We start from the raw sequence: 26,767 nt of genomic DNA, 5'->3' as shown, positions 1-26,767 counted from the left end.
TATTTACCCATTTCTTAAGTTTATATTACATTAAATATAATAATTGGTTACTAATTATTTTCATACTGCTCAATAGAAATTAATTTAAAATAAATAGCATAAATTACAATACGCAATATAAAATAGACAAATCCGATAGTCAGTTATATTTACTGACTGTTAGATTTGTCTATTATGTGTGTAATTTTCAACATATTATTTCATATTTAATGGACCACCAGGGCCTAATGGCCAACCTAATAAATACCAAATGATCATAAACAATGGCCAAACAATACTTAAAATGATGGTATAAGGCATTAAACTTGAAAGTAAAGAACCTAATTTCATATTGTTGTCATATTTTTGAGCATAAGATAATAGCAGTGGTAAATATGGCATCATCGGAGTGATTGGATTACTGATGGAATCACCAATTCTATATAACATTTGTGTAAACGCGGGATGAAATCCAACAAGCATTAACATTGGTATAAATATAGGTGCCAAAATTCCCCATTTAGCGGATGCGCTACCTATCAGTAAGTTAATGAGTGCGCTTAATATAATAATGCCTAAGATTAATACAATTCCATTTTGTCCTTGGAGTAATGAAGCTCCTTTAACAGCAACAATAACACCAAGATTACTCCACTCTAAGAATGCTAGTAGTTGTGCTGCAAAGAATACTATAACAATAAAAGAACTCATCGATCCCATAGAATCAGCCAACATTTTACCTAAGTCTTTAGAATTATGAAATACTTTCATTTTAATCCCATATACTAAACCAGGTACTAAAAATAAGACTAAAATAATCAATCCTACACCATTAATAATTGGTGCATCGTTAAGTAAGCTACCTGTTTTAGCATTCCTTAGAAAACTATTTTGTGGAATTGCTAAAACAATGAGTAAAGCAATCATTGCAAAGAAGCTTATGTTTGCCCAAAAAACTGCTTTATTTTCTTCAGGTGTTAATCCTGTATTTTCTTCATCAACTTTAATATCTGAGTTGGATGTATCATATGTTCCGAGTCTAGGTATAACAAATCGCATGGTTACCCAATATACAGCTGGTAATAAAACGATAATACTAGCAGCTATAAAGTACCAATTCATTGCGACATTTACGTGTACATTATCAGAAACAATTTTTGCTGCAGGCTCTGTAAAAGCATAAAGTAAAGCATCAGACATACCAATCATGACATTAGCTGAGAAACCGCCAAGTGCTGACGCATAAGCCATAGCTAACCCAGCAATAGGGTGATACCCTAATTTAATAAACACCATGGCAGTAAGTGGTGGCAACACGATAGTAGCGGCATCACCAGCAGCATTACCTAAGATACCAACTAATATAATTACAGGAACTATAATTTTCTTTGGCGCTTTATGTACTACTTGTATCATCAATTTATCAAAATACCCTGTTTTTTCCGATACGCCAATACCAAGCATGACTGATAATACAAGACCTAGTGCAGGGAATTCAGAAAAATTCTTAACAGTATCATTCAATATCATTGATAAGCCATCACTACTTAAAATACTTTTAATTGCAATGGTATCACCTGTGCCAGGGTGTTTAACAGTGATAGAGAAAAATGAAATTATCCAAGTTAATACGGCTAGACCTAAGCACATTAAGAAAAATAAAATACTAGGATCAGGTAATCTGTTCCCAACTTTTTCTACTATGTTTAAAAATTTATTGAAAAGCGTTGGTTTTTCTTTTGAATTTAATGACATGATCTTTACCTCCCAATTAAGTTGTCGAAAGTATAACAAATTAAAATTAATAATTAAATGAAAATTTTGACAACTTAGATGGTTAAATAAATATAGTTGTTGTAAACGCTTTTATTTAAAAGACCTAATAAATGAAGTTTTGCAGGTAATTAAAAAAGGAAGTGTATAATTGAGATGTGTTAAGAAAAAAAGATAATTTTAGAAAAGGAGTCGTGAGTAATCATGGGAAGATTAGTAGATAAAGTAGCTATATTAACAGGTGTCAGTACAGGTATTGGTGCTGCTACTGCACACGTTTTAGCTAAAGAGGGAGCTCATGTCATAGCGGTAGATATCTCAGAAAAAGTACATGATACGGTTAAAGAAATTAATAATGCAGGGTATAAAGCATCAGGTTATACTGTTGATATTTCAGATGAACATGCAGTAGAACGATTTGCAGAAGCTATTAAAGAAAAATTCTCAGCAATCGATGTACTTTTTAATAACGCGGGTGTTGATAATGCTGCTGGTAGGATACATGAATATCCTGTAGAAGTCTTCGATAAGATAATGGGCGTCGATCTTAGAGGGACATTTTTAATGACTAAGTTTTTCTTACCTTTAATGATGGATGAAGGTGGTTCTATTATTAATACGGCATCATTCTCAGGTTTAGCAGCAGATTTAAATCGTTCAGGATATAATGCTGCAAAAGGTGGCGTAATCAATTTCACACGTTCCACTGCAATAGAATATGGACGAGAAAATATTAGAGCGAATGCGATTGCACCAGGTACTATTGAAACGCCACTTGTCGATAAATTGACTGGGACTGCCGATGAGGAATCTGGCAAAGCATTTAGAGAAAATCAAAAATGGGTTACACCTTTAGGCAGGTTAGGAACACCTGAAGAAATTGGGAAACTTGTTGCGTTCCTAGCTTCAGACGATAGTTCATTTATTACTGGCGAGACGATTACTATTGATGGTGGGGTAATGGCTTATACATGGCCTGGTGAAATGTTAAGTGATGATAGCTGGAAAAATACGACTAAATAAAATAAGCAGTTTATAATAATGAATAAAATAATTATATAAAACAGCGAGGCTGAGACAATTACTTTGTCTCAGCCTCGCTGTTTTAACACATCTTGGTAATAGCTTAAAGTATCGCTGATATGCTAAGTGTATTATGTCTTTTTACATAGTGTGTAATCATTAACATATAAAAATTAGTTTAATAAAATTACTCAAGTTATGTTAGAAAGATTACCAAATAATTTCTTCTACAACGTCATCATTTAAAGATTTAACAATTTCGGTTACAAGTGCAACTGAATTCTTGTAATCATCTGTGTGTAGTACCGACACATTTGAATGCATATAACGTAATGCGACGCCAATAGAAACAGTTGGTATGCCTTCATTCGCAACATGTATGCTACCAGCATCAGTACCGCCACCAGCTGTAGTATCTAATTGAATAGAAATGTTGTGTTTCTTAGCTACCTCTTTAATATGTTTGGTAAAGCCGACATGCCCGATATTAGAAGCATCCATAATAATGACAACAGGTCCATTACCAATAGCTGTATCACTAACTTGACCAGACATTCCTGGTGTATCATATGCAATTGCAACGTCAACAGCAATTGCTAAGTCGGGTTTGATTTTATTAGCAGCAACTTTAGCACCACGGAGCCCAACTTCTTCTTGGACATTTGCACCAGCGACTAAATTGACATCGATGTTATCATTTTTTAATTGTTGTAAAACATCAATAGAAAGTGCACATCCATAGCGATTATCAAATGCTTTTGCAGTTAAATATTTGTTGTTTGCTAATGTTTCAAATTCACTGTATGGCGTAATCATATTTCCAAGTTCAATACCAAATTGCTCGGCTTCTTTTTTACTTTTAACACCAATATCTATAAACATTTCTTTCATATCAATCGTTTTTTTACGCTCTTCAGGTGATAGTATGTGCGGAGGTTTAGAACCGATAATTCCTCTTATTTTCTTACCTTTGTCTGTTGTGACAGTAACTTTTTGTGACAACATGACTTGGTTCCACCAACCTCCAATTGGAGTGAATTTTAAAAATCCATCATTATCAATTTTAGTAACAATGAAACCAATTTCATCTAGATGGCCAGCAACCATCAATGTTTTGCTACCATTTGCTGCGGATTTTTTACCAAAGATACCACCAAGGTTATCTTCTACAATTTCATCACTTACAGGCTTTAAATAATCATGCATTAAAGCTTTCACTTTCATTTCATGACCTGCGATGCCGTCGACATCAGTTAAAGATTTTAATAGTTCTACTGATTGATTCATATTAACCCTCCCAAGTTTGATTTATAGTTATATTTTACCATTTTAAGATTAATACCATATAGTCATTTGATTTAAATAAAAATTGATAAGAACTGTATAAATCTTGAAATAAATCTTACTAATTCACTAAGACTAAAAGTGTGCAATAAACAAACAATCGTGTTTCAATGAATATATTAGATAAAGTGGAGGGGTTAAAATGACAAAAGTTAATTATCTTACATTGGGGTCAAATGAAGCGCCAATTCAAGTCGAATCTTTTATTAATTTTGCATGTCCATATTGTAAGAACTATTTTAGAGCTGCAGACAAAGCTCTAAAACCATTTATTGAGGCAGGTAAAGTACAACATGTAATCAAACATTTTGATAAAACTAAGCAAGCTTTATTAAAAGGAACGGTTGCAAATATACATTTAAATTATCAAAAAGTTAATGAAACGATAGAAGTTATACGCGACTTATACGATACGCAAGATGAATGGAAGAAGAGCTTTACTGCAATTGAAGAAAAAATGACACAAACATTTAACTTAGTGCCTAACAAAGAAGCGGATGAGCGTTCACTAGCAATTAATGAAGAAACATTTAAACGTGGTATTAAAGGTATTCCAACAGTATTTATTAATGAAGTTCAATTTGAGTTCAACCCATTACAAGATAAACAAAGTGAAATAGAGGCATTGATTACTGACAAAATAAACCAATTAAGTAGATAAAATAAAAACACTATGACAACAATATTAACGATTGTCATAGTGTTTTTTGATTTTTTATACATTTTCTATCAATTTTAATTTATAGTCTTGGATTGATTGAATGCTACCATCTTTATTTTTAATAATAATATGCTCTTTAGAAATTTGTGTAGGTGATTCAACACCAACTGCAGCTGCGATATTAAATAAACCTTCATGCAGACTTGTTACAAAATTAGTGACACGGTATTTTTTCTCTTCAATAATCAGGCCTTTTTCTCTTTTTGGGTCTGTAGTGGCGACGCCTACTGGACAAGTGTTCATATGACATTGTTGACTCATAATACAACCTACACTAATCATCATGCCACGAGCTATATTGATTAAATCTGCACCTAAACCTAGTGCAATTGCAATCTTATCAGGTGTGATTAGTTTGCCTGAAGCAAATATTTTAATACGATCTCGAATGCCATACTTTTCTAGTAAAGAAGTAAGTATAGGCAGTGCTGTGAAAAGAGGTAAACCTACACCATCTTCTAATTCTTGGAAAGTTGCACCAGTTCCACCTTCTCCTCCATCTATTGTTATAAAGTTTGGATATTGTTGTGTATCAACCATTGAGCGCACCAGATCTTCTACCTCTGAGACTTTACTGATTACTATTTTAAAGCCAACAGGTTTTTGACCAATTTGCTGTAATTGATGTACCCAAGAAAGTAATGCAACCGGATTGTTGATTTGATCAAAACGATTAGGTGAATTTATCGTTTTCCATGGCTCAACTTTACGAATTTCTGCAATTTCTTCAGTGACTTTATTGCCTTGCATATGGCCGCCCCTTGTTTTAGCACCTTGAGCTAGTTTGATTTCGAAGGCTTTAATCCGAGGATGCTGTGATAAATGTGTAAAGGCGTCTGTATCAAAATTACCTTGCTTATCACGTACTCCGAATAGACCAGGTCCGATTTGAAAAATAATATCTACATCACCAGAAAGATGGTGTTTTGATAGCCCACCTTCACCTGTATTCATCCATGTACCAGCTTGTCCTAAACCTTTAGAAAGAGCAGTAATAGCATGACTACCTAATGCACCGTAACTCATACCAGATTGACCAACCAAACGTTTTAGTTTGAAAGGTTGTTCAAGCTCTGGTCCAAGTATAATTTGATTGTCGTCTGATAAATAGTAAGGGTCTATTTCTGTTTTTATTCTATGCTCGTCACGATCAAATAGCCTCTCGTTATCTATCTGATAAATAAAAGAAGATATCATAGGCGATTGATCGATGTGCAATTCTGATGATTGTAATGGAAACATAGTGTTTTGAATATAAAAGCCCTCTTCATAATCTTGTTGTGTACCAAAACTTGTCATTCTGGAATTATATTTACCTGCAACAACGATATTAGTGAAATCATTTCTAGAAAAAGGTTTACCTTTGGTATCTGCTAAAAAGAGATATTGACGTAATTCCGGTCCTATTTTCTCACCAAAATAACGTATTCTAGCTAATAAAGGATAATTACGTAATACGCTGTGTTGTTTTTGACGCTTATCTTTAAATAGCAATAGTGCACCAATAATAAGCCCACTTATTAGAAATAAAACAATGATTATATTAACTATAAACTGTAGTACGGTTAATATTGTCATAAAGCATCCCCCCCATTTAACTACATGTTACAACAAAATGATCATTTTACAATAAAATGACTAAAAAAAGAAAAAGTTACTTGATATTAAAATTCTAAAAAATGAAATGCTATGAAAAATTTTATAAAACATATATAAGTAATTTGAATCATGATATATTTACAATACATAAATATAAAGGAAGGTGTCTTATGGATGAAGAATCAACGTTGAGAAGAACGAAACAATTTCAAGAACAAAACATATGGCAAAGTAAGCGTATTGTGAAAAGAGATTTCTGGCTTATACCTTTTTATATACTATTCAATCAAGCTGTACCTTTAATTGTCGTAGCTGTAATATTTGGAGTTTTCTTTTTATTTAATATTAAAAATGAAGTAGTAGGCAATGATTATAAGATTATAAGTACAATAATCTCTGAAATTATTATTCTGCTAAGTTTTTATTTAATACATAAGAACCATCGATTAATACCGATTGCGATAGACCGTTTTAAGAAAGGTCAAAAATATTTATTAATAATTTTACTGACTTATATGGTTTCACTAGTATTGATTACTGGATACGAATGGATCACAGATTTTTTGCCTGAATCTCTTCAATATGGAGAAACTCAGAATCAAATGTTACTAGAAGAACTGTTTGATAATAATTGGATGTTACCATTGCTGTTTATAGATATCGTCATTTTAACCTCTTTTATTGAAGAATTATTATTTAGGCACTTAATTATTCATGAATTAGGTAAAAAAATCACCTATGGTTTTGCTACAGTTCTGTCAGTGATTCTTTTCGCGAGTGTGCATGTTCTAGGTGCCACGTCGCCTTTTGAAATAGGAAGTTATATTATAATCGGTGCAAGTTTAGCTTTTGTTTATCTAAAAAGTGGTATGAATTTAGCTGTTTCTATCATATTGCATAGTTTAAATAATTTCATATCATTTATAACGATTGTTATTTTAAAATAACTTTTAATAAAGTATTGTTAAGTTATATTTTCTAGAAACTGGTTATTTACATCATGTGTTAGGGAATAATGATTAGTAAAGCAAATATTAGGGAGGGCGAAGCATGTTAGAACTGAAAAATGTTTCATATCGTGTTGATAACCGTGACATCATCAACAATATTTCTTTGAAAATTGAGCAAGGGGATACTATTGCGATTGTAGGACCTTCAGGAAGCGGGAAAAGTACATTAATGCGATTGATTAATAATTTAATTAGTCCGACAAAAGGTGAAATATATTTAAATGGTAAGCCTTACGAGCAGATTGATCCAGAAGCATTGCGTATGAAAATTAGTTATCTATTACAAGAGAGTGACTTGTTTGATAGAACTATAGGAGAGAATTTAGCTTTTCCAGCAAAAGTGCGTAATGATAAATTTGACCGCAAAAGAGCAAAATATTTATTGAAGTCCGTTGGTTTGGGTCATTACAATTTCAATACAAGAATAGATCATTTATCCGGTGGTGAAAGACAGAGAATAACCATAGCAAGGCAGTTAATGTACAAACCACAGATGCTATTATTAGATGAGGCGACTAGTGCACTAGACGGGCAAAATAGTGAAAAAATTGAAAAGCTAATTTTTAATATGGCCAAAGAAGGTGTCTCTATTTTATGGATTACTCATAGTAATGAACAAAGTAGTAGGCACTTTAAGAAAAGAATTAAAGTCGTTGAAGGTCGAATTGAACAGGAGGATGATTTATCATGAGTACAACTGCGTTAGCATTAACCGGCCTTCTATTGTTATTTCCTATTATCGTCTCTTATAAAGAAAAATTACATATAATTAAAGATTTATTAATTGCTACATTACGTGCAGTGGTCCAACTCGTTATATTGGGGTATCTCTTACATTTTATTTTTGGAGTAAACCAAAAGTGGTTACTGCTTACATTTGTATTAATAATTATTATAAACGCTTCTTGGAATACAATAAGTAGGGCTTCGCCAGTCATGCATCATGTGTTTTGGATTTCATTTATATCTATATTCGTTGGTGTTGCCTTGCCATTAGTTGGCGTTATCTTAACTGGTGCGATACAGTTTAAACCGAATGAAGTTATACCGATAGCAGGTATGTTGGGAAGTAATGGTCTGATAGCCATCAATTTAGCCTATCAAAATTTAGATAAAGAATTTGTAAAAGAAATGAGTCAAATAGAAGCTAAATTAGCTTTAGGTGCGAATCCTAAGTTATCATCTAAGGCAACGATTAGAAACAGTATTAAAACAGCAATTGTACCTACGATTGATTCTGTCAAAACATATGGTATTGTCTCTATACCTGGTATGATGACGGGGCTGATACTAGGTGGTGTTGCACCTTTAGAAGCAGTGAAGTTTCAGTTGATGGTTGTATTTATCCATACAACTGCGACAATTATGTCAGCTTTAATTGCGACTTACCTAAGCTATAAACAATTCTTTAATCATCGAGATCAACTGATTGGACGCCATATGCATACGGAAGAAAGATAATATACAACAGTTTTATGATAGCGTATTTGATTATGATTAAAATTGCTCCTCACAAGAGTAAAATAGTATATGCAAATTAAAGGTTCATTTATCATATTTATAGTTGAAACGAAAAACCAACAAAGCTAAGTGTTTGTTGGTTTTTTTAGCGTTTCTTTATATACTGCTTAAATTTAACAATCCAAAGATGAGTGGATAACTTAACTCCTTACTAGATATGGATAATCATTATTATTTTAAAATATTCAAACGAGTTGACGAATGGTTTATAATATAATGGTTATGTAAAAATAAAAACTTATAAAAGGGAGGAGTGAATCTATGTCAGTTATGAGAATCGCAACATTCATTTTAAGTATATTTATAGTAGGTATGGTTGAAATGATGGTTGCTGGGATTATGAATTTAATGAGTAATGATTTACATGTCTCAGAAGCGGTAGTGGGCCAGTTAGTGACTTTATATGCAATCACATTTGCTATAGCTGGTCCAATATTAGTGAAATTAACTAATCGCTTTTCACCGAGACCAGTATTATTATGGGCGTTAGCAATTTTTATTATAGGGAATATAATTATTGCTATGGCGCCTAATTTTTCAATCTTGGTGTTTGGACGTATATTATCATCTGCTGCGGCAGCGTTAATCGTGGTTAAAATATTAGCATTAACGGCCTTATTAACAGCTCCGCAACACCGTGGGAAAATGATTGGTATTGTATATTCAGGATTTAGTGGTGCTAATGTGTTTGGTGTACCTATTGGGACAATTATAGGTGACTTAGTAGGGTGGAGATATACATTCTTATTTATCGTCGCAGTCAGCGTGCTAGTTGGTATACTAATGTACTTTTATGTACCACAGCCACAATTTGAAACGCCTAAAACAGGTACAGAAACAACGCAACGTACAAGTAGTTATTCTAAAATATTAAGACCGGCAGAAATTGTAAAATATTTGAGTATAACGTTTTTACTACTCGTTGCCAATTCAGTGACATTTATTTATATTAATCCATTGATGCTGAAAAGTGGCCATGATTTATCATTTGTGTCTATCGCATTATTGATTAATGGTGTAGCAGGTGTAATAGGTACCTCAATGGGTGGATTCTTATCAGATAAACTCACAAGTAAACGTTGGTTAACGATTGCGACAACCATTTTTATCATTATGATGTTAATCTTAAATGTCTTCTTACCGGGCACAGGTTTATTATTGATGGTTATCTTTATATGGAATATCATGCAGTGGAGTACAAATCCAGCTGTACAAAGTGGTATCATTGAACATGTAGAAGGTGATACGAGCCAAGTTATGAGTTGGAACATGTCTAGTTTAAACGCAGGAATTGGTATAGGTGGCATAGTAGGTGGCTTAGTTGTTTCAAAAGTAGATGTTTTTGCAACAACGTATTTTAGTGCGGCGATTGCCTTATTAGCATTTATATTAATCATTAGTTTAAAAAATGTCGCGAAATTTAATAAAACTCAGGTGTAAAGTTTATATATAATAATGGGACAACTATCCGAAATACTAACTAAAGCTTAGTGTCAGATAGTTGTCCCCATTTTAAGTTTGAAAGTTAAAATTTATATAAGTAATTTAGACTGCTACTACACCGATTAATACAGCGATAATCAACATGATAATAGCAAATCCCCATATCCAGAAAAAGGCATATTTTATATATGTTCCCATATTTGCCTCTGCAAGACCAATTGCTAACCATAAGGCCGGCGAGAATGGACTGACAAAGGTTCCAATAATATTACCAATTAGCATTGCATATGCTGTAGAAATCGAAGGAACACCAAATTGACTCGCGGTTTGTTCTACGATTGGAAGCACGGCAAAATAATAAGCATCCGTACTCGTAAGTAAATCAAGTGGAACACCAAAGATGCCCACGATGATATGTAAGTATGGTCCGACTGCGTCTGGAATAATTGTTATGAAGTTGACAGCAATAGCTTCTAACATACCTGTTTCATTTAATACACCTAAGAACATACCTGCTGCTATAATTACGGCAGCCATCATTAATGCATTAGGTGCATGTGCTTTTAAGCGGCTCATTTGCTCATCTACATTTGGAAAATTAATTACCAATGCGATTGCAACGCCAATCAAGAAAGCAAACTCTGGTGGTGCGATATTAGCTAACATCATAACGATTACAATAATCGTTAGTATTCCATTTACCCATATAATCCAAGGTTTATCAACTGCAGTACCACGTACTGGGAACTTTACAGCTTGATCTTTTTCATAATTATCTACAATTTTATGAATATCTAGATGTTGCGTATCAGGTACTTCTCCATTATTAATCTTTTTACTGATACGTGATTTTTCTCTAATGCCTAAATATACTGAGAATAATAATACAAGTGCAAATCCGATTAACTGAACAGGAATTACGCCATACCATAGTTCGTTAACATTTTTGACATTTAATACTGAAGCTGTACGAGCCATTGGTCCTCCCCAAGGAACCATATTCATTATAGCTGCACTTAGTGCTAATAATAGTAGTAATAAATAGCGATTCATATTTAATGCTTTATAAAGTGGTAATAATGCAGGAATAGATAATAAAAAAGTTGTTGCTCCAGCACCATCAAGTTGTGCGAAGATACCTATTAATGCAGTAACGATACAGACTACTATGACATTACCTCTAGTGAGTAATATCAACCTTTTTACAAGTGGCTTGAACATACCGCTGTCACTCATAATACCAAAGAATATAATAGCGAAAATAAACATAATAACAACGTTTATAACTTGATCCAATCCACTATTGAAAAATTTCACTAAATCCCCAACATTGTAACCTAAAAGTAATGCGCCAATACTCGGTATTAAAATCATACCAACTACTGGGCTAATACGTTGCGCAATTAATAAGCCTACAATGGAAATAATAATCACTAGGCCTACAATCGTTAACCAAATACTTTCTTGTTGCATTTTACTTCCCCCTTAAGTTAAAGCGCTTACAAAAACGATCATCATCTGATTAAATTGTAATGATTATAGATAATTGTAACAAAATTGAATATTGTTAAGTGATTATTCTTGTCTTATTTCATATTAATTTACTTATATTAAATAATAAGTAAAACAAATGTACTGACAGGAATTATATTTTTTAAATGTATAATATAGAAAAAGAAGCAGGTTAGAAATCATAATAGAATAATATGAGTTCTAACTTGCTTCCTGTTAAAGATAATTCGTTAATTTGTTTTTTCTGAAAGTTGAGTTGAATTTAAGCGTATATCATCTATATTTAAATTAGCTTTAGTATTTGAAACTTGCGCTATAGCAGCTGAAAGTAAAATATATATTAAAGTACCTATCATATAACCAACTTTCAAGTCAGATATTAATAAATAAGACTGATATAGTAAAACAATTATAGCAGTAATTGCTATAACGATTATTACAGGGTAGGGCACTTTAAAAGGTGATTGTTTATAGGCTTCAGGATATTTTTTAGGTAATTGTGTTACTGCTAATGCAGGAAATGCAAATACTATTAATGATATGCCTGTACCTAATTGAGCAACAACATTTAGTGACATCCCCGTAACGATAGGTAGTGCACCAATAATATAAAAAATAAGCAGTAACCAATGTGGTGTGCCAAATCGCTTGTTTACGTGCCCTAAGGCTTTGGGCAAATAACCATCATGAATTGCAATTAATAAACTTTTAGTTACCCATGTAAAAGTTGAGTTAAGTGTTGTAGCTAAAGCAAACATTGCCCCTCCAATCATAAAGAAAATAAAAATGGGGGTAGGTAGTATTTCTTTTGCTACGCTTGTTAAAGGTTTGCCTGCTACTTCGGGGATCGGTAAAATGCCAACTGCAATTGATGCAATAAAGGCATATAATACACCAACAAAAATAGTAGCTACAATTATAACAATTGGTATATCCCTTTTTGGGTTTTTCATTTCTCCACCTAATTCAGCAACAACTTGCGCGCCACCAGTAGCAAAAGAAACTAAACCGACTGCAGTGAAGAATCCTGTAAATCCATCTGGGAACATTGAGCTTGGATTAAATACGCCAAAATTAACATGCGATATACCGAAGATGATGAAACAAGATAGAGCTACAATTAAAGTGATCACCATCAAATTTCCTATAATTGATGCAGACTTTATGCCAACGATATTCACGATAAATAAAATAGTTAACAATAAGAAGGCGACAGTTCTAACGGGTACACCAGGAAAAAGCCCTTCTAAATATTGCGCAAACGACAGCGCATATAAGGACAAGGTAATTTGTAAAAACATAAACAACATAAGCCAAAATATACCTGTTTTGGGGGACAATAAACGACTAGTATATTGGTACATACCTCCAGTAGTAGGTAACGTTGAACCTAATATTGCTATTGGAAACATGGTCAGTAACGTTATAACAGCAGATAAAATGAATGCTGGTGTTATACCACTACCTGTCATCTGTATACCAATACCAGTTAATGACATGACACCAGCTCCGATAATTTGACCAATCGCAATTCCCAAAACATCTGTAAGACCTAATACTTTTTTTAAATTTGTTGCTTGTTGCATTCAATCACCTCTATATATTATGTAGTTGTAAAATTAATAAAAAAATCATAACACAATTCGTATTCAATTCATAGTACATCAATCGGAAAACTTGGTTTAAGGATGAAATGGTTCATGATAGCAAAAATAGAGTGTCTTATAGTAGAATGAAAATAAATTAAAAATATAATGAGGTGCAATTGTTATGACAAATCAACAAAATCATATAAAAGTAGATGCATTTATTGATAAATTAAAACAGTGGCAAGATGAATTTAAATTGATGCGTGAAATTATTACAGAAACTGAATTAGTTGAAAATTATAAATGGATGCATCCTTGTTATACATTAGAAAATAAAAACGTAGTGATTGTACAAGACTTTAAGCACTATTGTGCACTGTTATTTGAAAAAGGTGCTATTATGGAAGATCCTTATCAAACGTTGATCCAACAAACTAAAAATGTACAAGCAGCTAGACAATTACGTTTTGAAAGTTTAGAAGAAATAGAAAGACGTAGAGAAGAAATTAAATGGTATATTGAAGAAGCCATAAGAATTGAAAAATCAGGCAAAAAAGTACCTATGAAAGAAACAGAAGATTACGAAATGCCAGTAGAATTACAAGAGAAATTAGATGAAATACCAAAACTGGAAAAAGCATTTAATCAATTAACTCCTGGTAGACAAAGACAATATATGTACTATATAGGCCAGGCTAAAAGAGCTTCAACACGTGAGAATCGCGTGCTGAAATATATAGATCATATTTTAAATGGTAAAGGCATGAATGATAAATAATTCTCAAAGTGTATAGTGCTAAGGTCGGGGCTTAAATTTAATGTCTCGGCCTTTAATTATCCTTATAGTGACATATGTCATAGCAGCGTATATGTAATAAATTATTTTAGCAAATATGATAATATACTTATGTCTTTAATTTGGAAGTTATAGAAAGATAGAGTTGCAACTTTTTCATTTATCGTATATAGTTTGCTCGAATATAAAATACTACACGACAACAGGTCAGATAGTACATTGAGAAAGAAGGTGTATGAATGCCAAGAGTTTCCAAACGGATACAATTATTACAGGCAGCTGCAACTATCGTTGATGAACAAGGTAGTGAATATTTAACTTTAGATGCGGTAGCTAAAAAAGCAGGTGTTAGTAAAGGTGGCTTATTGTATCATTTTCAAAACAAATTTGCGTTAATACAAGGACTCGTTGACCATGCAGATGAACTATATCGCAATAATGTTAATGAACATGTAGAAAAAGATAATAATGGGAACGGTAAATGGGTTCGTGCCTTTATTGAAGCAACTCGTGAACATCGTGCTGAAAACGGTTCGATTACATCTGGTATGCTTGCTGCTCAAGGCATAAACAGTAATTTACTATTACCATTACAAGACACATACAAAGAGTGGCAACAGAATATTGAAAATGATGGTCTAGATAAAGTAGACGCAACTATAATTAGGTTGGCAGTTGATGGATTGTGGTTGTCAGAAATTTTCGGTTTAGATAATTTAGATGAATCGATGAGAGAAAAAGTCTTGGATAGATTGACGGAATATACTCAAATTGATAAAAACGACTAAATTATTCTTTGAGTCTATGTAATTTATAAAAAAATAATAAAATGAATAAACTACGTTAAGTACTGTTACTAAAGGAATAATCGACAATTTAAAGTTGATTATTCCTTTTTAAAAATTTTCAAGGGCTTGAAACTAAACCGTCCAGTTGGTACACTAACCGATGTATTAAAAACGCTCTTGGAGGTTTATATCAATGAAAAAAGTTATGCTAACAGCAGCATTGACAGGTGCTGGAGATACTGTAGATAAAAATAAGCATGTCCCTGTGACGCCACAAGAAATTGCTGATTCTGCAATTAAATGTGCGAAGGCTGGTGCTACTGTAGCACATATTCATGCGAGAGACCCAAAAACAGGGGGGATTAGTCATGATGTGGAGTTTTTTAGGGAAGCAGTAAGACTAATTAGAGAAGCAGATGAAGATATAATTATTAATATTACGTCAGGTGGAGGCGGAGATTTCATTCCAAGCCTCGAAGATCCATATAAAGCAGAGAAAGGATCTGATATGCAAACCCCTGATGAGAGACATGAACCAGTTGGCACATTATTACCTGAAATGTGTACATTAGATTGTGGTAGTGTCAATATGGGTGACGCTATTTATTTAAGTCCTGCAGATTGGTTGAGAAAACAAGCGCAATTGGTTAAGGATGCAGGTGTTAAACCAGAATTAGAGTGTTTTGATAGTGGTCATATTTCTTTTGCAAAACAATTGATAAATGAAGGATTTATTGAAGGGACGCCGCTATTCCAATTCTGTTTAGGTATTCCATGGGGCGCTGAAAATGATCCAGAAACCATCGAATATTTTAAAACACGTATACCTGAAAATGCAGATTGGTCAGCATTTGGTATTGGAAGAATGCAATTTCCAACAGTAGAGGAAGCAGCAAAACGTGGTGGTAATGTTCGTGTTGGTTTAGAGGACAATTTATATTTAGCAAAAGGTGTAAAAGCTTCTAACGAGCAACTTGTTGAAAAAGCAGTAGAAATACTAAATGGTTTAGATATTGAGCCGATGACACCGGCAGAGGCGCGTGAAAAGTATCAGCTTAGAGCGCCACAAGGAGGTACAAAATGAAGTTTGCAGTTGTAGGTACAGGTGTAATTGGTAGTGGTTGGATTACAAGAATATTAGCACATGGACATGAAGTCATCGCGACTGATCCGAGTGAAAATGCATTTGAAAGTATGTTGAAACAAGTAAAACAAAATTGGCCATATGCTGAACAACTTGGCTTAGCAGAAAATGCATCTTTAGAAAATTTAACGTTCACTCCTCATTTAGAAGAAGCAGTTAAAGATGCAGATCACATTCAAGAAAATGTGCCGGAAATTGAATCATTAAAGGATCAAGTATTAACTGAGATAGATTTCTATGCAAAACCTGATGCTATAATAGGTTCTAGTACATCGGGTATTATGCCTTCAGAATTACAAAAGAATTTACAACATCCAGAAAGACTAGTGGTAGCGCATCCATTCCATCCTGTATATATTTTACCATTAGTTGAAATTGTTCCTGGTAAATTAACTACAGAAGAAACAACTGTAAAAGCTGAAACAATTTACGAAAGTATCGGTATGGATGTACTACATGTGAGACATGAAATTGAAGGACATGTAGCTGACAGACTAATGGAGGCTTTATGGAGAGAAGCATTGCATATAGTCAATGATGGCATCGCTACTACAGAAGAAGTAGATAAAGCATTTACCCACGCAGCTGGATTGCGTTATGCACAATATGGTCCGTTTATGACATTCCATTTAGCTGGTGGTGAGGGAGGTATGCGTCATATGTTAAAACAATTTGGCCCTGCATTGAAAAAACCTTGGACTAAGTTATTAGCTCCTGAATTAACACAAGAACTTTATGATGAGGTCGTCAATGGATGTGAATCTTCATCACAAGGACAAACAATGTCAGAACTTGACCAAAAACGCAATGAATTTTTAGTTAAAGTGAAACAACTTGCAGAAACATATTGGCCAGAAGAGTCACCTTCAATGAAAAAAAGAAATAATCAGTCGGTGTATTAATATGACTCAATCACTTTTTGAATATACGACAACAGTAAAACAAATTTGGGTAGATCATAATGGTCATATGAATGATGCTGAGTATAATCGAGTATTCAGCGATACAACAGACGCTTGGTTAGCTACTTTGGGGTTAGATCTACAAGCGATTGAACAATTGAAATATACAATATTCACACTTGAAAATCACGTGATGTATTTAAAAGAAATAAAAGTAAATGAGCCCATCACTGTCACAGTAGAATTGTTTGATTTTGATGCGAAGCGTTTACACGTATTTATGACATTAAAAAATGGGCAAAATGACAGATGTGCGACATATGAAGTGATGCTAATGGGGATGGATACTGAATCTAATAAACCGAAGCCATTTCCAGAAACTATTAGAAAATCAGTTGAATTTTATGCAGATAGTGCATTGATTCAACATCAACCTGAAGAACTTGGGCATCATATTGGAATCAAACGAAAATAAATTTTAAGCTATTGAATAAAAGGTTTTTTGAATGTGTTGGGAAACAAAGTTCACTATTATAAATTGTTTAATTTTATTAATTGATGTATCTTGTTATATATAGGTTGATAAAATATCTAAGCAAAAACGGCTATTTATTTAGTTGTATTTAGCGAAACATGAATAAATTAGGGCTATATGTGCTCATGTTTTTACTTATTTTAGGATTTGTATAACATCCACAGGTAGCCCTAAATTTATTAGGAAATAGTTGAAATTGAATATGTACATAGAAAGGAATTGACCCATGTTAAGTATTAAAAACTTATCTAAAGTCTATGGCGGCGGTAAAAAAGCTGTGGATAACATTTCATTAGAGGTTGAATCTGGTGAATTTATAGCATTTATTGGTACGAGTGGTAGTGGTAAGACAACTGCCTTAAGAATGATAAATAGGATGATAGAAGCAACTGAGGGCCAAATTACAATTAATGGTAAAGACGTCCGTAAGATGAATCCAGTGGAATTGCGTAGAAAAATTGGTTACGTTATACAACAAATTGGATTAATGCCACATATGACTATTAGGGAAAATATTGTTTTAGTACCTAAGTTATTGAAATGGTCACAAGAAAAGAAAGAAAAAAAAGCAAAAGAATTAATTAAATTAGTCGACTTACCTGAAGAATTTTTAGATAGATATCCATCACAACTTTCTGGTGGTCAACAACAACGTATTGGTGTTGTTAGAGCATTGGCGGCTGAACAAGATGTTATTTTGATGGACGAGCCTTTTGGGGCATTGGATCCAATTACTAGAGACACGCTACAAGATTTAGTTAAAGAGTTACAACAAAAACTAGGTAAAACATTTATATTTGTCACTCATGATATGGATGAGGCTATCAAGCTAGCCGACAAAATTTGTATTATGTCAGAAGGTCAAGTGGTTCAATATGACACACCTGACAATATTTTACGTCATCCAGCAAACGACTTTGTACGTGACTTTATTGGTCAAAACAGATTGATACAAGATAGACCTAACATGCGTACGGTTAAAGATGCGATGATTAAACCAGTTACAGTACATGCAGATAGTACATTAAATGAAGCAGTAGAAATTATGAGGGCACGTCGTGTCGATACTATTTTTGTAGTAGGTAACAATAGCAGATTATTAGGTTACTTAGATATTGAAGATATCAATCAAGGTTTAAGAACGCGTAAGGATCTTATTGATATGATGCAACGTGATATTTATAGAGTGAGAATAGACAGTAAATTACAAGACTCTGTTCGTACAATCCTTAAGAGAAATGTAAGAAATGTACCAGTAGTGGATAGTGATGGTAAAACATTGATTGGATTAGTTACGAGAGCCAACTTAGTAGATATCGTTTATGACAGTATTTGGGGAGAATTAGATGAGGATGTTAGCGCTACTGAAGCTGCAATTGTAGAGCCCGATAATGTAGGAGCTGATATATAATGAAACAATTCATAGAGCAATATGGTGGTCAACTGATTTCTAAAACAGTAGAACACTTTTATATCTCAATGATCGCTTTGCTAATCGCCATTGTAGTAGCTGTGCCTTTAGGAATAATTCTATCCAAGATGAAAAGAACTTCAAACATTGTGCTTACAGTTGCTGGTGTATTACAAACGATTCCTACATTAGCTGTACTTGCGGTCATGATACCAATTTTTGGCGTGGGAAAATTACCAGCAATCATAGCTTTATTTATCTATGTACTTTTACCAATATTAAATAATACTGTTTTAGGTGTTAAAAATATCGATAGTAATATTAAAGAAGCGGCAATAAGCATGGGTATGACTCGTTTTCAATTAATGAAAGATGTGGAATTGCCATTAGCCTTACCGTTGATTTTAGGTGGTATTCGATTATCATCAGTTTATGTAATCAGCTGGGCTACACTTGCGAGTTATGTCGGTGCCGGCGGTTTAGGTGACTTTGTATTTAATGGATTAAACTTATACGATCCATTGATGATTGTAAGTGCTGCAGTGCTTGTCACAGCATTAGCATTAATTGTAGATCTATTACTATCATTAGTTGAAAAATGGGCAGTGCCAAAAGGATTAAAAGTATCCAGATAAATTAAGGAGGACATTATGAAACGATTGAAACAGTATTGTATCGCACTTGTACTGTGTCTGACGGTGTTATCTGGATGTAGTTTACCCGGTTTAGGTGGAAATAGCTCAGACAACGAAGTCAAGATTACAGCGCTTGCGACGAGTGAATCACAAATTATGTCTCATATGTTGAGACTTTTAATAGAACATGATACAGATGGAAAGATTAAACCAACATTAATAAATAACTTAGGATCGAGTACAATCCAGCACAACGCTCTTGTAAATGGTGATGCAAATATGTCTGGTGCTCGTTACAATGGTACAGACTTAACAGGTGCATTAAATGAAGATCCTATTAAAGATCCCGAAAAAGCAATGAAAGCTACCCAAGAAGGTTTCCAAAAGAAATTTAATCAAACGTTCTTTAATTCATATGGTTTTGCAAATACATATGCGTTTATGGTTACAAAAGAAACAGCTAAAAAATATAATTTGGAAACAGTGTCTGATTTGAAAGCACATAGTGATGAATTAAAACTAGGTGTCGATAGTTCATGGTTAAATCGTGAAGGTGATGGTTATCCAGGTTTTACGAAAGAATATGGATTTAAATTTAATACAGTTAGACCGATGCAAATTGGTTTAGTATATGATGCATTAAATTCTAAAAATCTCGATGTAGCAGTAGGGTATTCAACAGATGGGAGAATTGCGGCATATGATTTAAAAGTGTTGAAAGATGATAGACGCTTTTTCCCACCTTATGCAGCTAGTTCGGTAGCAACAAATGAATTATTAGATAAATATCCTGAATTAAAACCGATTATTAATAAGTTAGAGAAGAAGATTTCAACAAGTGAAATGCAAGAGCTTAATTATCAAGCTGATGGTAAAGGCAAAGAGCCGGCAGTTGTTGCAGAAAACTTCTTGAAAAAACATAACTATTTTGAAAATGATAAGAAGGGTGGTCAAAACTAATGGAGGGTAATTTATTACAGCAATTAGTCGAATATTATTCAGTAAACTTTGGCTACCTTTGGGATTTATTTATTAAGCATTTACTTATGTCTGTGTATGGCGTGTTATTTGCAGCAATTGTGGGTATTCCGCTTGGTATTATTATAGCTAGATATAAGAAACTATCATGGACGATTATTACGATTGCGAATATTATACAAACTGTACCTGTTATAGCAATGCTTGCTATTTTGATGTTAGTTATGGGCCTAGGACCAACGACAGTAGTAGTAACGGTATTCTTATACGCTTTATTACCGATTATTAAAAATACTTTTACAGGTATCGTGGGCGTAGATGAAAATATTAAAGATGCCGGTAAAGGTATGGGCATGACACGTAACCAAGTCTTACGCATGATAGAGTTACCATTAGCTTTATCTGTTATCTTAGGCGGACTAAGAATTGCGCTTGTTGTAGCTATTGGAGTTGTCGCTGTGGGGTCATTTATTGGCGCACCGACCTTAGGTGATATTGTAATCCGTGGAACAAATGCTACAGATGGCACAACATTTATTTTAGCTGGCGCTATACCTATTGCATTAATTGCAATTTTAATAGATGTTGTATTAAGATTATTAGAAAAACGATTAGACCCTACGACTAAAACACAAAAGAAACAAAAGCATAGACCTCAGGGTATTAATCAGTAATGAAAGTAGTGAAATGATATGGCGTTGTTAACGATAAATTACAAATCCAAAACCATTGGTATGAACCACCAATTTATAGCAATTTTACCTGAAGATGTTAGTTATTTTAATACGAAGATAGAGCCTAAACAATTAAAGACAATGTTATTGTTACACGGCTTATCAAGTGATGAAACATCTTATATGCGCTATACAAGTATTGAACGTTATGCAAATGACCATCAAATTGCAGTTATTATGCCTAATGCTGACCATAGTGGTTATAGTAATATGAAATTTGGTCATAAATACTTTGACTATGTATTAGAAGTATTAGATTATGCACATCAAATCTTACCGTTATCACAGAAGAGAGAGGATAACTTTATTGCAGGCCATTCTATGGGAGGATATGGAACGATAAAATATGCCTTAACACAAGGCCATCGTTTTGCTAAAGCTTGCCCATTATCATCTGTATTTAATGCACAAACCTTTATAGACATTGATTGGAATGACTTTTCAGGCCAAGCAATTGCAGGTGTAGATAAAATGACACAGGATACAGAACTTGATCCGTATTATTTAGTAGATAAAGCAATAGCTGAAAGCAAAGTAATACCAGAGTTACTTATTATGTGTGGAACAGAAGATCAACTCTACGAAGACAATAAACAATTTATAGCATATTTGGACGCACAAAATGTATCTTACCAATTTGAAGATGGACCTGGTAAGCATGATTATGCTTATTGGGACAAGGCAGTAAAACGTGCAATTGAATGGTTCATAGGATAAATAGCAAATTAAAACAATGATTTAGCATAAATAAAAAACCTCAATCATAAAAATGGTTGAGGTTTTTTGACTTGAAAAGTTAATTGTATAAACGATAAAGAAAAAATTTATTATTTTGCAGTAATATTCTTAGCGTTGATTTCTTCTTCCAATTTACCTATATGTCTTAAAGTTGGTGTTAATGCAGCAAAGAAGAAACCTTCTTTTAATTTACGTGCTTGTGGTGCTTTGGGTGAATAAGCTCTAGATCCACCATTCACCATAGAAGCTTGGTTCACTTCTAATAATAAGTAGCCAGCTTGTTTTTTTAGGTTGATGAGTTCAGCAAAATCATGTTGTAAAGTTTTGCGTTGGATTAAATGATAAAAGTCTGTTTTGATTTGTTGTAAACGTAATTCGAAATCATTAATATCGTATTCTAAATACTTATTTATACCGTTTTGTGCATCGGAAAATTGATGTATCAAATCAAGTGAAGAACGAATAGAACCTAAAGCTATTGGTACTTGCAGTGCAACGAATTGAGGACGGATATCAGCAGCAAATGATTTTGCATCATGAGTGATAATTTGATTCTCTGGAATAAGTACATTGTTTAGTTCGATTTTAAAAGTAGCTGAGCCATTAACGCCTAAGAAATTTGATTTTTCCTCTAAAGTAACGCTATCTTGGTTTGCATGTACAATAAACATTACTAATTCGTCACCGTTTTCAGCTTTTGATATAGCGCCAAAATAATGGTCTGGCCCTATATTACTCACTGCAGGTAATTTACCTTTCACGAATAATTGATTTTCTTTGTAATAATGATTTAAATTAAATGATTCTAAATCATTAAATGATTTCATAGGATTAGATAACCCTGTTGCACCTAATAATTTTCCACTAAGTAGTGCCTGTTGTAAATCTTGATTAAAATGAGGTTGTTTAGCATTTTGCAAGTAAGTTGAAAATGCTAATTGACACCATAGACAAAACCCTGTAGTAAGGCATGATTTAGATACTTCTTCTACCACTTCTAAATTGTTAGTTAAGTCATCTTCTTTGAAATAGCCTTCTTTAAATAAATTCTGAATAAATGTTCTGGGGTAGTGTGAACCTTCATCAATTTCTATTAAATAAGGTTCTAATTCATTTTTAATAAGTGTTTGTAAACTCATATATATACGCTCCTTTATTCTCCAAATCTTTTTAAAATGATTGTTTCTAAGTAACTAATGAGGCGATCAATTAAGAATCCGAATAAGCCAATAAAGAAGATTGCTGATAAGACATCTTCTAGATTTAACATGTTACGCGCATCCACAATTAGGAAGCCTAATCCCGATTGAGCACCAATCATTTCGCCTGAAACTAAGAAAATCCAACTTGTACCAACCGCCATATGAATACCAGCCATAATATGCTTGAAGGCGCCTGGAAATAATATATTTCTATATAATGACCATCCATTGAGGTTTAAATTCGCTGCGATTTTCAAATATTGTGGTTCAACGTTTCTTATGCCTTTTATAGTATTAAAGACAATAGGGAAAAGAGCAGCAATGAATATAATAGCCATTGCTGGCAGACTGCCAATACCAAACCATAAAACTACAAATGGTGACCAAGCAATAGGTGAGATGGGTCTAATCAACTGTAATAAAGGCTCTATAGCATTAAAAAGTGTGTTACTACGACCTAATAAGAAACCAACCGGCACGCCTATTAAAATTGCAGTTCCAAAACCTACAAAGAAACGAAATAGACTAATACCTAAGTGTGTAAATATTTCCTCGGAAATAATAAATTGCCATATACTTTGTGCTACGAGAATAGGGCCTGGTAAGAGAATAGGTTGGTAATTACCTATCCAAATGACACATTGCCATAAAAATAGAAAAATGATGAAAGTGAATATGGGCAATGTTAATTTTTTGATTAATGTAGTTGTCATTTCACTTTATCCTTCCTTATATAACGTTGGGTCTATAAATTCATTATAATCTGGTGCTTTAAACAGTCTGTGTTCATTAATTAATTTCTTAATTTTGCTATAACCTTTTTCTTCAATAGTAAGATCACCATAAGAAGTCCATTTTGCAGATTGTTCTAAAACATCTCTATCTTGTTTGAAATGTTTATCCATAATATCCACGCTTTGTTTTTGATTATTCATTTTGTAACCAGCTTTTTTGTAGTCAGATATAAATGCTTTTGCAACATCAGTGTGATTGTTTATTAGGTCATCTCTTAATACAAGGACACAACAATACGCATCTGGTATAATGTCGCTTCCGTGCTTAATTGTTTCTCCTTTACCTAACTTTTCACCTAGTGCACCAAAAGGCTCTGCAACAGAGTAACCTGAAATTCGTCCTTCATTTAAAGCTGCGGGCATTTCAGCAGGTGCCATTTCATGGTAACTGAAGTCTTTTGCATTAAGAGCAAGTTGTTTACGCATTTCTTCTAATAGTAAATAATGCGTAGAATAACGATGAGGAATAGCAAAGCTATAATTTTCATGTTTATGGAAATCAGCAGCTTTCTTCCCTTGTTGTCCCATAATTACATTACCTTCATGGTGTCCAAGTGCGACAGCTTTTATATTGGAACCTTTTTGCTTAGATTTCATCGCTAGTTCAATGAGTGTTGAAGCACCGTCTATTTTTCCACTATTTAATGCATCCATAAGATCTGGCCAATTATTAAAACGTACAAGTTTTAAATTATATCCCGATTCTTTGGCTTGTTGTCTAACTTGTTCAGTCATCATTAAATTAGCTGAATGTGTAATAGGGAGATAACCAATTTTTATAGTCTTTTTATTTTGATTATTGTTATGAGCTGTTTGTTGGTTATCATTTGTACACCCAGAAACTATTAAAAGGAATATTACTGAAATAACAAATAACTTTTTCAATGTTTAACACTCCTTATAAATAGTATTCTGGTTCTGCCATATGGTGATTTAAAGCAAATTTTTCCATAATTGTATTTCTGATATTTAATAAATGACTATCATTGCGGTTACGTGGATGTGATTGTTTAATGTTGTATTGACTAATGATTTCACACCCTTCACCAAGCAGTATGATATTGTCAGAAAGGTAAATAGCTTCATCGATATCATGTGTTACTAAAATAATCGTCGCAGAAGTTTGTTCTTTTAATTGAACTAGTTGGTCTTGTAATTTGTAACGAGTAAAGGCATCTAATGCGCCCAATGGTTCATCCATCAATATCACATTTGGTTGGTGTACTTGTGCTCTACACAGTGCTACACGCTGTTTCATACCACCAGATAGTTCTTCAGGGAATAAGGTGCCTTTATTATTTAAATCAACATTTTTTAAATGTTTGTTAATTTCATTGTCGCTTAATTGTCGTGATAAACCAATTCTTATATTGCCATTAATATTTTTCCAAGGTAATAAATTATGGTGTTGGAATATCATTAAACAATCTGGTGAAGGTGTTTGTTTAATTTCGCCATCGATATTTACTGTGCCTGATGTAGGTGTTAAAAAACCACCTATTACATTTAATAGCGTAGATTTACCGCATCCGCTTTTACCTATAAAAGTAACGATATCACCTTTATTTATATTGAGTTCAAAATCATTGATAACTTGGTTGTTGCCAAATTGATGTTGAATATGGTCAATATGGATCACGTATTTCACCTCAATTATTCGTATCGTTTTAGTATGGATTAAATTGATAATAAAGGAGCGGGATTGAAACCCAAACTATAGTTGAATTTCAAATTCCCGCCCCCACAAGTATGACTATACATTAGTCATCTAATGTGCATGATATATTAAATGCTCACAAGTAAAGGGGGTTATATATGACCCATACTCGTGAAGTGATTAGTTATGATTTTTTGCTTCAATTATTAGAACTACTAATTTCATTGAGAAAGACTAAGGATTACAATATTTAAAGCTATTGCATAAGAACTACTAATCTCAATTTCATTGAGAAAGTAGTTCTTTAAATTTTTTCGATGTCATCGATAGGTGTATCTACGGCTTTACGTGCACGACGTACTGCATCTTCATCTGGTGCATCATATAAGCAAATACATTTAGTCATGTCTTCACATACATAAGTGCGTTGGAATTGAACTTCAGGCACTTCTTCGTAATGAACTGAATTTTTCTTTTTACGAGCTAAATATTGATCCATGGTAATACCTTCAGGAATATTCCATGTTACTAAATAATCAATTTTTGGATCTCCGGCTTTAACTTCATCTAGTTCTTTACCTACTAAACGAACTTGTTTTACTAAATTTATATTAATTGAAGCATCCTCTAAAAATTGTTTTGCTTCTGATTCATTATTTGCTTCGACGATAAAATAACCATGAGTTAAATCTTCGGTTGCTTGTACTTCGATAAGAGTCGGTACAGAGCCTGTAGTTAAGTCTGCTGCTTTATTTTCTAAGTCAGATTTATTTGAGGCAAAAGCTAAATCATTTGCTTCTAGTAAAAATAATGTCATAAATTTCAACCTCCAAAGTTAATAATACATGCATAATACATTAATTCCTATCACAATACAAGGATATAATGATAAATAATTTTAATTTTCTGATAAATTATAAAAATGTTATATTTTATATA

At 33.2% G+C, this 26,767-nt stretch carries 26 protein-coding genes; 16 read left to right on the top strand and 10 right to left on the bottom strand.

The window, feature by feature from the left end; translation table 11 throughout:
- Nucleotides 1-195: 195 nt before the first annotated feature.
- The gene (locus ACSUE0_RS05875) at nt 196-1,734 is read right to left on the bottom strand and encodes an AbgT family transporter (protein ID WP_436956510.1); all 1,539 of its coding nucleotides are present in this window, start codon (nt 1,732-1,734) and stop codon (nt 196-198) included.
- Nucleotides 1,735-1,956: 222 nt separating this feature from the next.
- Here ACSUE0_RS05875 and ACSUE0_RS05870 point away from each other — a divergent pair, with 222 nt between their 5' ends.
- A complete protein-coding gene (locus tag ACSUE0_RS05870; RefSeq protein ID WP_119615025.1) occupies nt 1,957-2,775 on the top strand; it encodes an SDR family oxidoreductase in 819 nt (272 codons plus the stop codon).
- A 210-nt stretch (nt 2,776-2,985) separates the two neighbouring features.
- On the opposite strand, the gene ACSUE0_RS05865 is transcribed toward ACSUE0_RS05870, so the two are convergent.
- A complete protein-coding gene (locus ACSUE0_RS05865) occupies nt 2,986-4,062 on the bottom strand; it encodes a M42 family metallopeptidase (RefSeq protein ID WP_119614195.1) in 1,077 nt (358 codons plus the stop codon).
- 199 nt (nt 4,063-4,261) lie between these two features.
- Between ACSUE0_RS05865 and ACSUE0_RS05860 the strand changes: the two genes are divergently transcribed.
- Nucleotides 4,262-4,780 (top strand): thioredoxin domain-containing protein, encoded by a 519-nt coding sequence (locus ACSUE0_RS05860; protein WP_119614196.1) that lies wholly within the window; start codon nt 4,262-4,264, stop codon nt 4,778-4,780.
- 54 nt (nt 4,781-4,834) lie between these two features.
- On the opposite strand, the gene ACSUE0_RS05855 is transcribed toward ACSUE0_RS05860, so the two are convergent.
- Nucleotides 4,835-6,418 carry an FMN-binding glutamate synthase family protein gene (locus ACSUE0_RS05855; protein WP_436956507.1) on the bottom strand — a complete coding sequence of 528 codons (1,584 nt, stop codon included), beginning with the start codon at nt 6,416-6,418 and terminating at the stop codon, nt 4,835-4,837.
- A 191-nt stretch (nt 6,419-6,609) separates the two neighbouring features.
- On the opposite strand from ACSUE0_RS05855, the gene ACSUE0_RS05850 reads away from it, so the two are divergent.
- The 4 genes from ACSUE0_RS05850 (at nt 6,610) to ACSUE0_RS05835 (ending at nt 10,410) form a co-directional block, all read left to right on the top strand.
- Nucleotides 6,610-7,386: a CPBP family intramembrane glutamic endopeptidase gene (locus ACSUE0_RS05850; RefSeq protein ID WP_119614198.1), complete on the top strand. Its 777-nt coding sequence runs from the start codon at nt 6,610-6,612 to the stop codon at nt 7,384-7,386.
- Nucleotides 7,387-7,489: 103 nt separating this feature from the next.
- Entirely contained in the window at nt 7,490-8,140 is a 651-nt protein-coding gene (locus ACSUE0_RS05845) for an ABC transporter ATP-binding protein (RefSeq protein ID WP_436956505.1), read from the top strand.
- Nucleotides 8,137-8,910, top strand: a complete 774-nt coding sequence (locus ACSUE0_RS05840) for an ABC transporter permease (RefSeq protein WP_436956503.1) — start codon at nt 8,137-8,139, stop codon at nt 8,908-8,910. The genes ACSUE0_RS05845 and ACSUE0_RS05840 overlap by 4 nt, the downstream gene beginning before the upstream one ends.
- A gap of 321 nt (nt 8,911-9,231) precedes the next feature.
- Nucleotides 9,232-10,410 carry an MFS transporter gene (locus ACSUE0_RS05835; protein WP_436956501.1) on the top strand — a complete coding sequence of 393 codons (1,179 nt, stop codon included), beginning with the start codon at nt 9,232-9,234 and terminating at the stop codon, nt 10,408-10,410.
- A 105-nt stretch (nt 10,411-10,515) separates the two neighbouring features.
- On the opposite strand, the gene ACSUE0_RS05830 is transcribed toward ACSUE0_RS05835, so the two are convergent.
- A complete protein-coding gene (locus ACSUE0_RS05830) occupies nt 10,516-11,886 on the bottom strand; it encodes a CitMHS family transporter (protein WP_119614202.1) in 1,371 nt (456 codons plus the stop codon).
- Between the two features lie 269 nt (nt 11,887-12,155).
- On the bottom strand, nt 12,156-13,511 hold the full coding sequence (locus ACSUE0_RS05825) for an APC family permease (protein ID WP_119614203.1): 1,356 nt from the start codon (nt 13,509-13,511) through the stop codon (nt 12,156-12,158).
- Between the two features lie 184 nt (nt 13,512-13,695).
- Between ACSUE0_RS05825 and ACSUE0_RS05820 the strand changes: the two genes are divergently transcribed.
- From ACSUE0_RS05820 to ACSUE0_RS05775, 10 genes are all read left to right on the top strand, one after another.
- The gene (locus ACSUE0_RS05820; RefSeq protein WP_119614204.1) at nt 13,696-14,292 is read left to right on the top strand and encodes a YdeI/OmpD-associated family protein; all 597 of its coding nucleotides are present in this window, start codon (nt 13,696-13,698) and stop codon (nt 14,290-14,292) included.
- A 257-nt stretch (nt 14,293-14,549) separates the two neighbouring features.
- Entirely contained in the window at nt 14,550-15,098 is a 549-nt protein-coding gene (locus ACSUE0_RS05815; RefSeq protein WP_436956498.1) for a TetR family transcriptional regulator, read from the top strand.
- Nucleotides 15,099-15,291: 193 nt separating this feature from the next.
- Nucleotides 15,292-16,182 carry a 3-keto-5-aminohexanoate cleavage protein gene (locus ACSUE0_RS05810; RefSeq protein ID WP_119614206.1) on the top strand — a complete coding sequence of 297 codons (891 nt, stop codon included), beginning with the start codon at nt 15,292-15,294 and terminating at the stop codon, nt 16,180-16,182.
- A complete protein-coding gene (locus ACSUE0_RS05805; RefSeq protein WP_119614207.1) occupies nt 16,179-17,144 on the top strand; it encodes a 3-hydroxyacyl-CoA dehydrogenase NAD-binding domain-containing protein in 966 nt (321 codons plus the stop codon). Before ACSUE0_RS05810 ends, ACSUE0_RS05805 begins: the two co-directional genes overlap by 4 nt.
- A 1-nt stretch (nt 17,145) precedes the next feature.
- On the top strand, nt 17,146-17,619 hold the full coding sequence (locus ACSUE0_RS05800) for a thioesterase family protein (RefSeq protein ID WP_017722795.1): 474 nt from the start codon (nt 17,146-17,148) through the stop codon (nt 17,617-17,619).
- Between the two features lie 286 nt (nt 17,620-17,905).
- The gene (locus ACSUE0_RS05795) at nt 17,906-19,090 is read left to right on the top strand and encodes a betaine/proline/choline family ABC transporter ATP-binding protein (protein ID WP_119614208.1); all 1,185 of its coding nucleotides are present in this window, start codon (nt 17,906-17,908) and stop codon (nt 19,088-19,090) included.
- On the top strand, nt 19,090-19,725 hold the full coding sequence (locus ACSUE0_RS05790; RefSeq protein ID WP_017722793.1) for an ABC transporter permease: 636 nt from the start codon (nt 19,090-19,092) through the stop codon (nt 19,723-19,725). Before ACSUE0_RS05795 ends, ACSUE0_RS05790 begins: the two co-directional genes overlap by 1 nt.
- Nucleotides 19,726-19,740: 15 nt before the next feature.
- Nucleotides 19,741-20,685, top strand: coding sequence for an osmoprotectant ABC transporter substrate-binding protein (locus ACSUE0_RS05785; protein WP_017722792.1), 945 nt, complete (start codon nt 19,741-19,743; stop codon nt 20,683-20,685).
- Complete coding sequence (locus ACSUE0_RS05780; RefSeq protein ID WP_119614209.1) at nt 20,685-21,377, top strand: ABC transporter permease; 693 nt, start codon at nt 20,685-20,687, stop codon at nt 21,375-21,377. Before ACSUE0_RS05785 ends, ACSUE0_RS05780 begins: the two co-directional genes overlap by 1 nt.
- A gap of 18 nt (nt 21,378-21,395) precedes the next feature.
- Nucleotides 21,396-22,154, top strand: a complete 759-nt coding sequence (locus ACSUE0_RS05775; protein ID WP_119614210.1) for an alpha/beta hydrolase — start codon at nt 21,396-21,398, stop codon at nt 22,152-22,154.
- 110 nt (nt 22,155-22,264) lie between these two features.
- Here the strand turns inward: ACSUE0_RS05775 and ACSUE0_RS05770 are convergent, their stop codons facing one another.
- The 5 genes from ACSUE0_RS05770 to ACSUE0_RS05750 all read right to left on the bottom strand — a co-directional run bounded on the left by ACSUE0_RS05770 (nt 22,265) and on the right by ACSUE0_RS05750 (nt 26,645).
- Nucleotides 22,265-23,314 carry an acyl-CoA/acyl-ACP dehydrogenase gene (locus tag ACSUE0_RS05770; protein WP_119614211.1) on the bottom strand — a complete coding sequence of 350 codons (1,050 nt, stop codon included), beginning with the start codon at nt 23,312-23,314 and terminating at the stop codon, nt 22,265-22,267.
- A 14-nt stretch (nt 23,315-23,328) separates the two neighbouring features.
- Nucleotides 23,329-24,090, bottom strand: a complete 762-nt coding sequence (locus tag ACSUE0_RS05765; protein ID WP_436956494.1) for an ABC transporter permease — start codon at nt 24,088-24,090, stop codon at nt 23,329-23,331.
- A 6-nt stretch (nt 24,091-24,096) separates the two neighbouring features.
- Nucleotides 24,097-25,056 carry an ABC transporter substrate-binding protein gene (locus ACSUE0_RS05760; protein ID WP_436956492.1) on the bottom strand — a complete coding sequence of 320 codons (960 nt, stop codon included), beginning with the start codon at nt 25,054-25,056 and terminating at the stop codon, nt 24,097-24,099.
- Nucleotides 25,057-25,069: 13 nt separating this feature from the next.
- Nucleotides 25,070-25,810, bottom strand: coding sequence for an ABC transporter ATP-binding protein (locus ACSUE0_RS05755; RefSeq protein ID WP_436956490.1), 741 nt, complete (start codon nt 25,808-25,810; stop codon nt 25,070-25,072).
- Between the two features lie 322 nt (nt 25,811-26,132).
- Nucleotides 26,133-26,645: a DUF4242 domain-containing protein gene (locus tag ACSUE0_RS05750; protein ID WP_119614215.1), complete on the bottom strand. Its 513-nt coding sequence runs from the start codon at nt 26,643-26,645 to the stop codon at nt 26,133-26,135.
- Nucleotides 26,646-26,767: the final 122 nt, after the last annotated feature.

This window comes from Staphylococcus sp. AS1337, from assembly GCF_051408735.1.
Taxonomy (GTDB): Bacteria; Bacillota; Bacilli; order Staphylococcales; family Staphylococcaceae; genus Staphylococcus; species Staphylococcus xylosus_B.
Note: the sequence above shows the minus strand (reverse complement) of the source record. Positions and strands in the feature narration are given on the sequence as shown.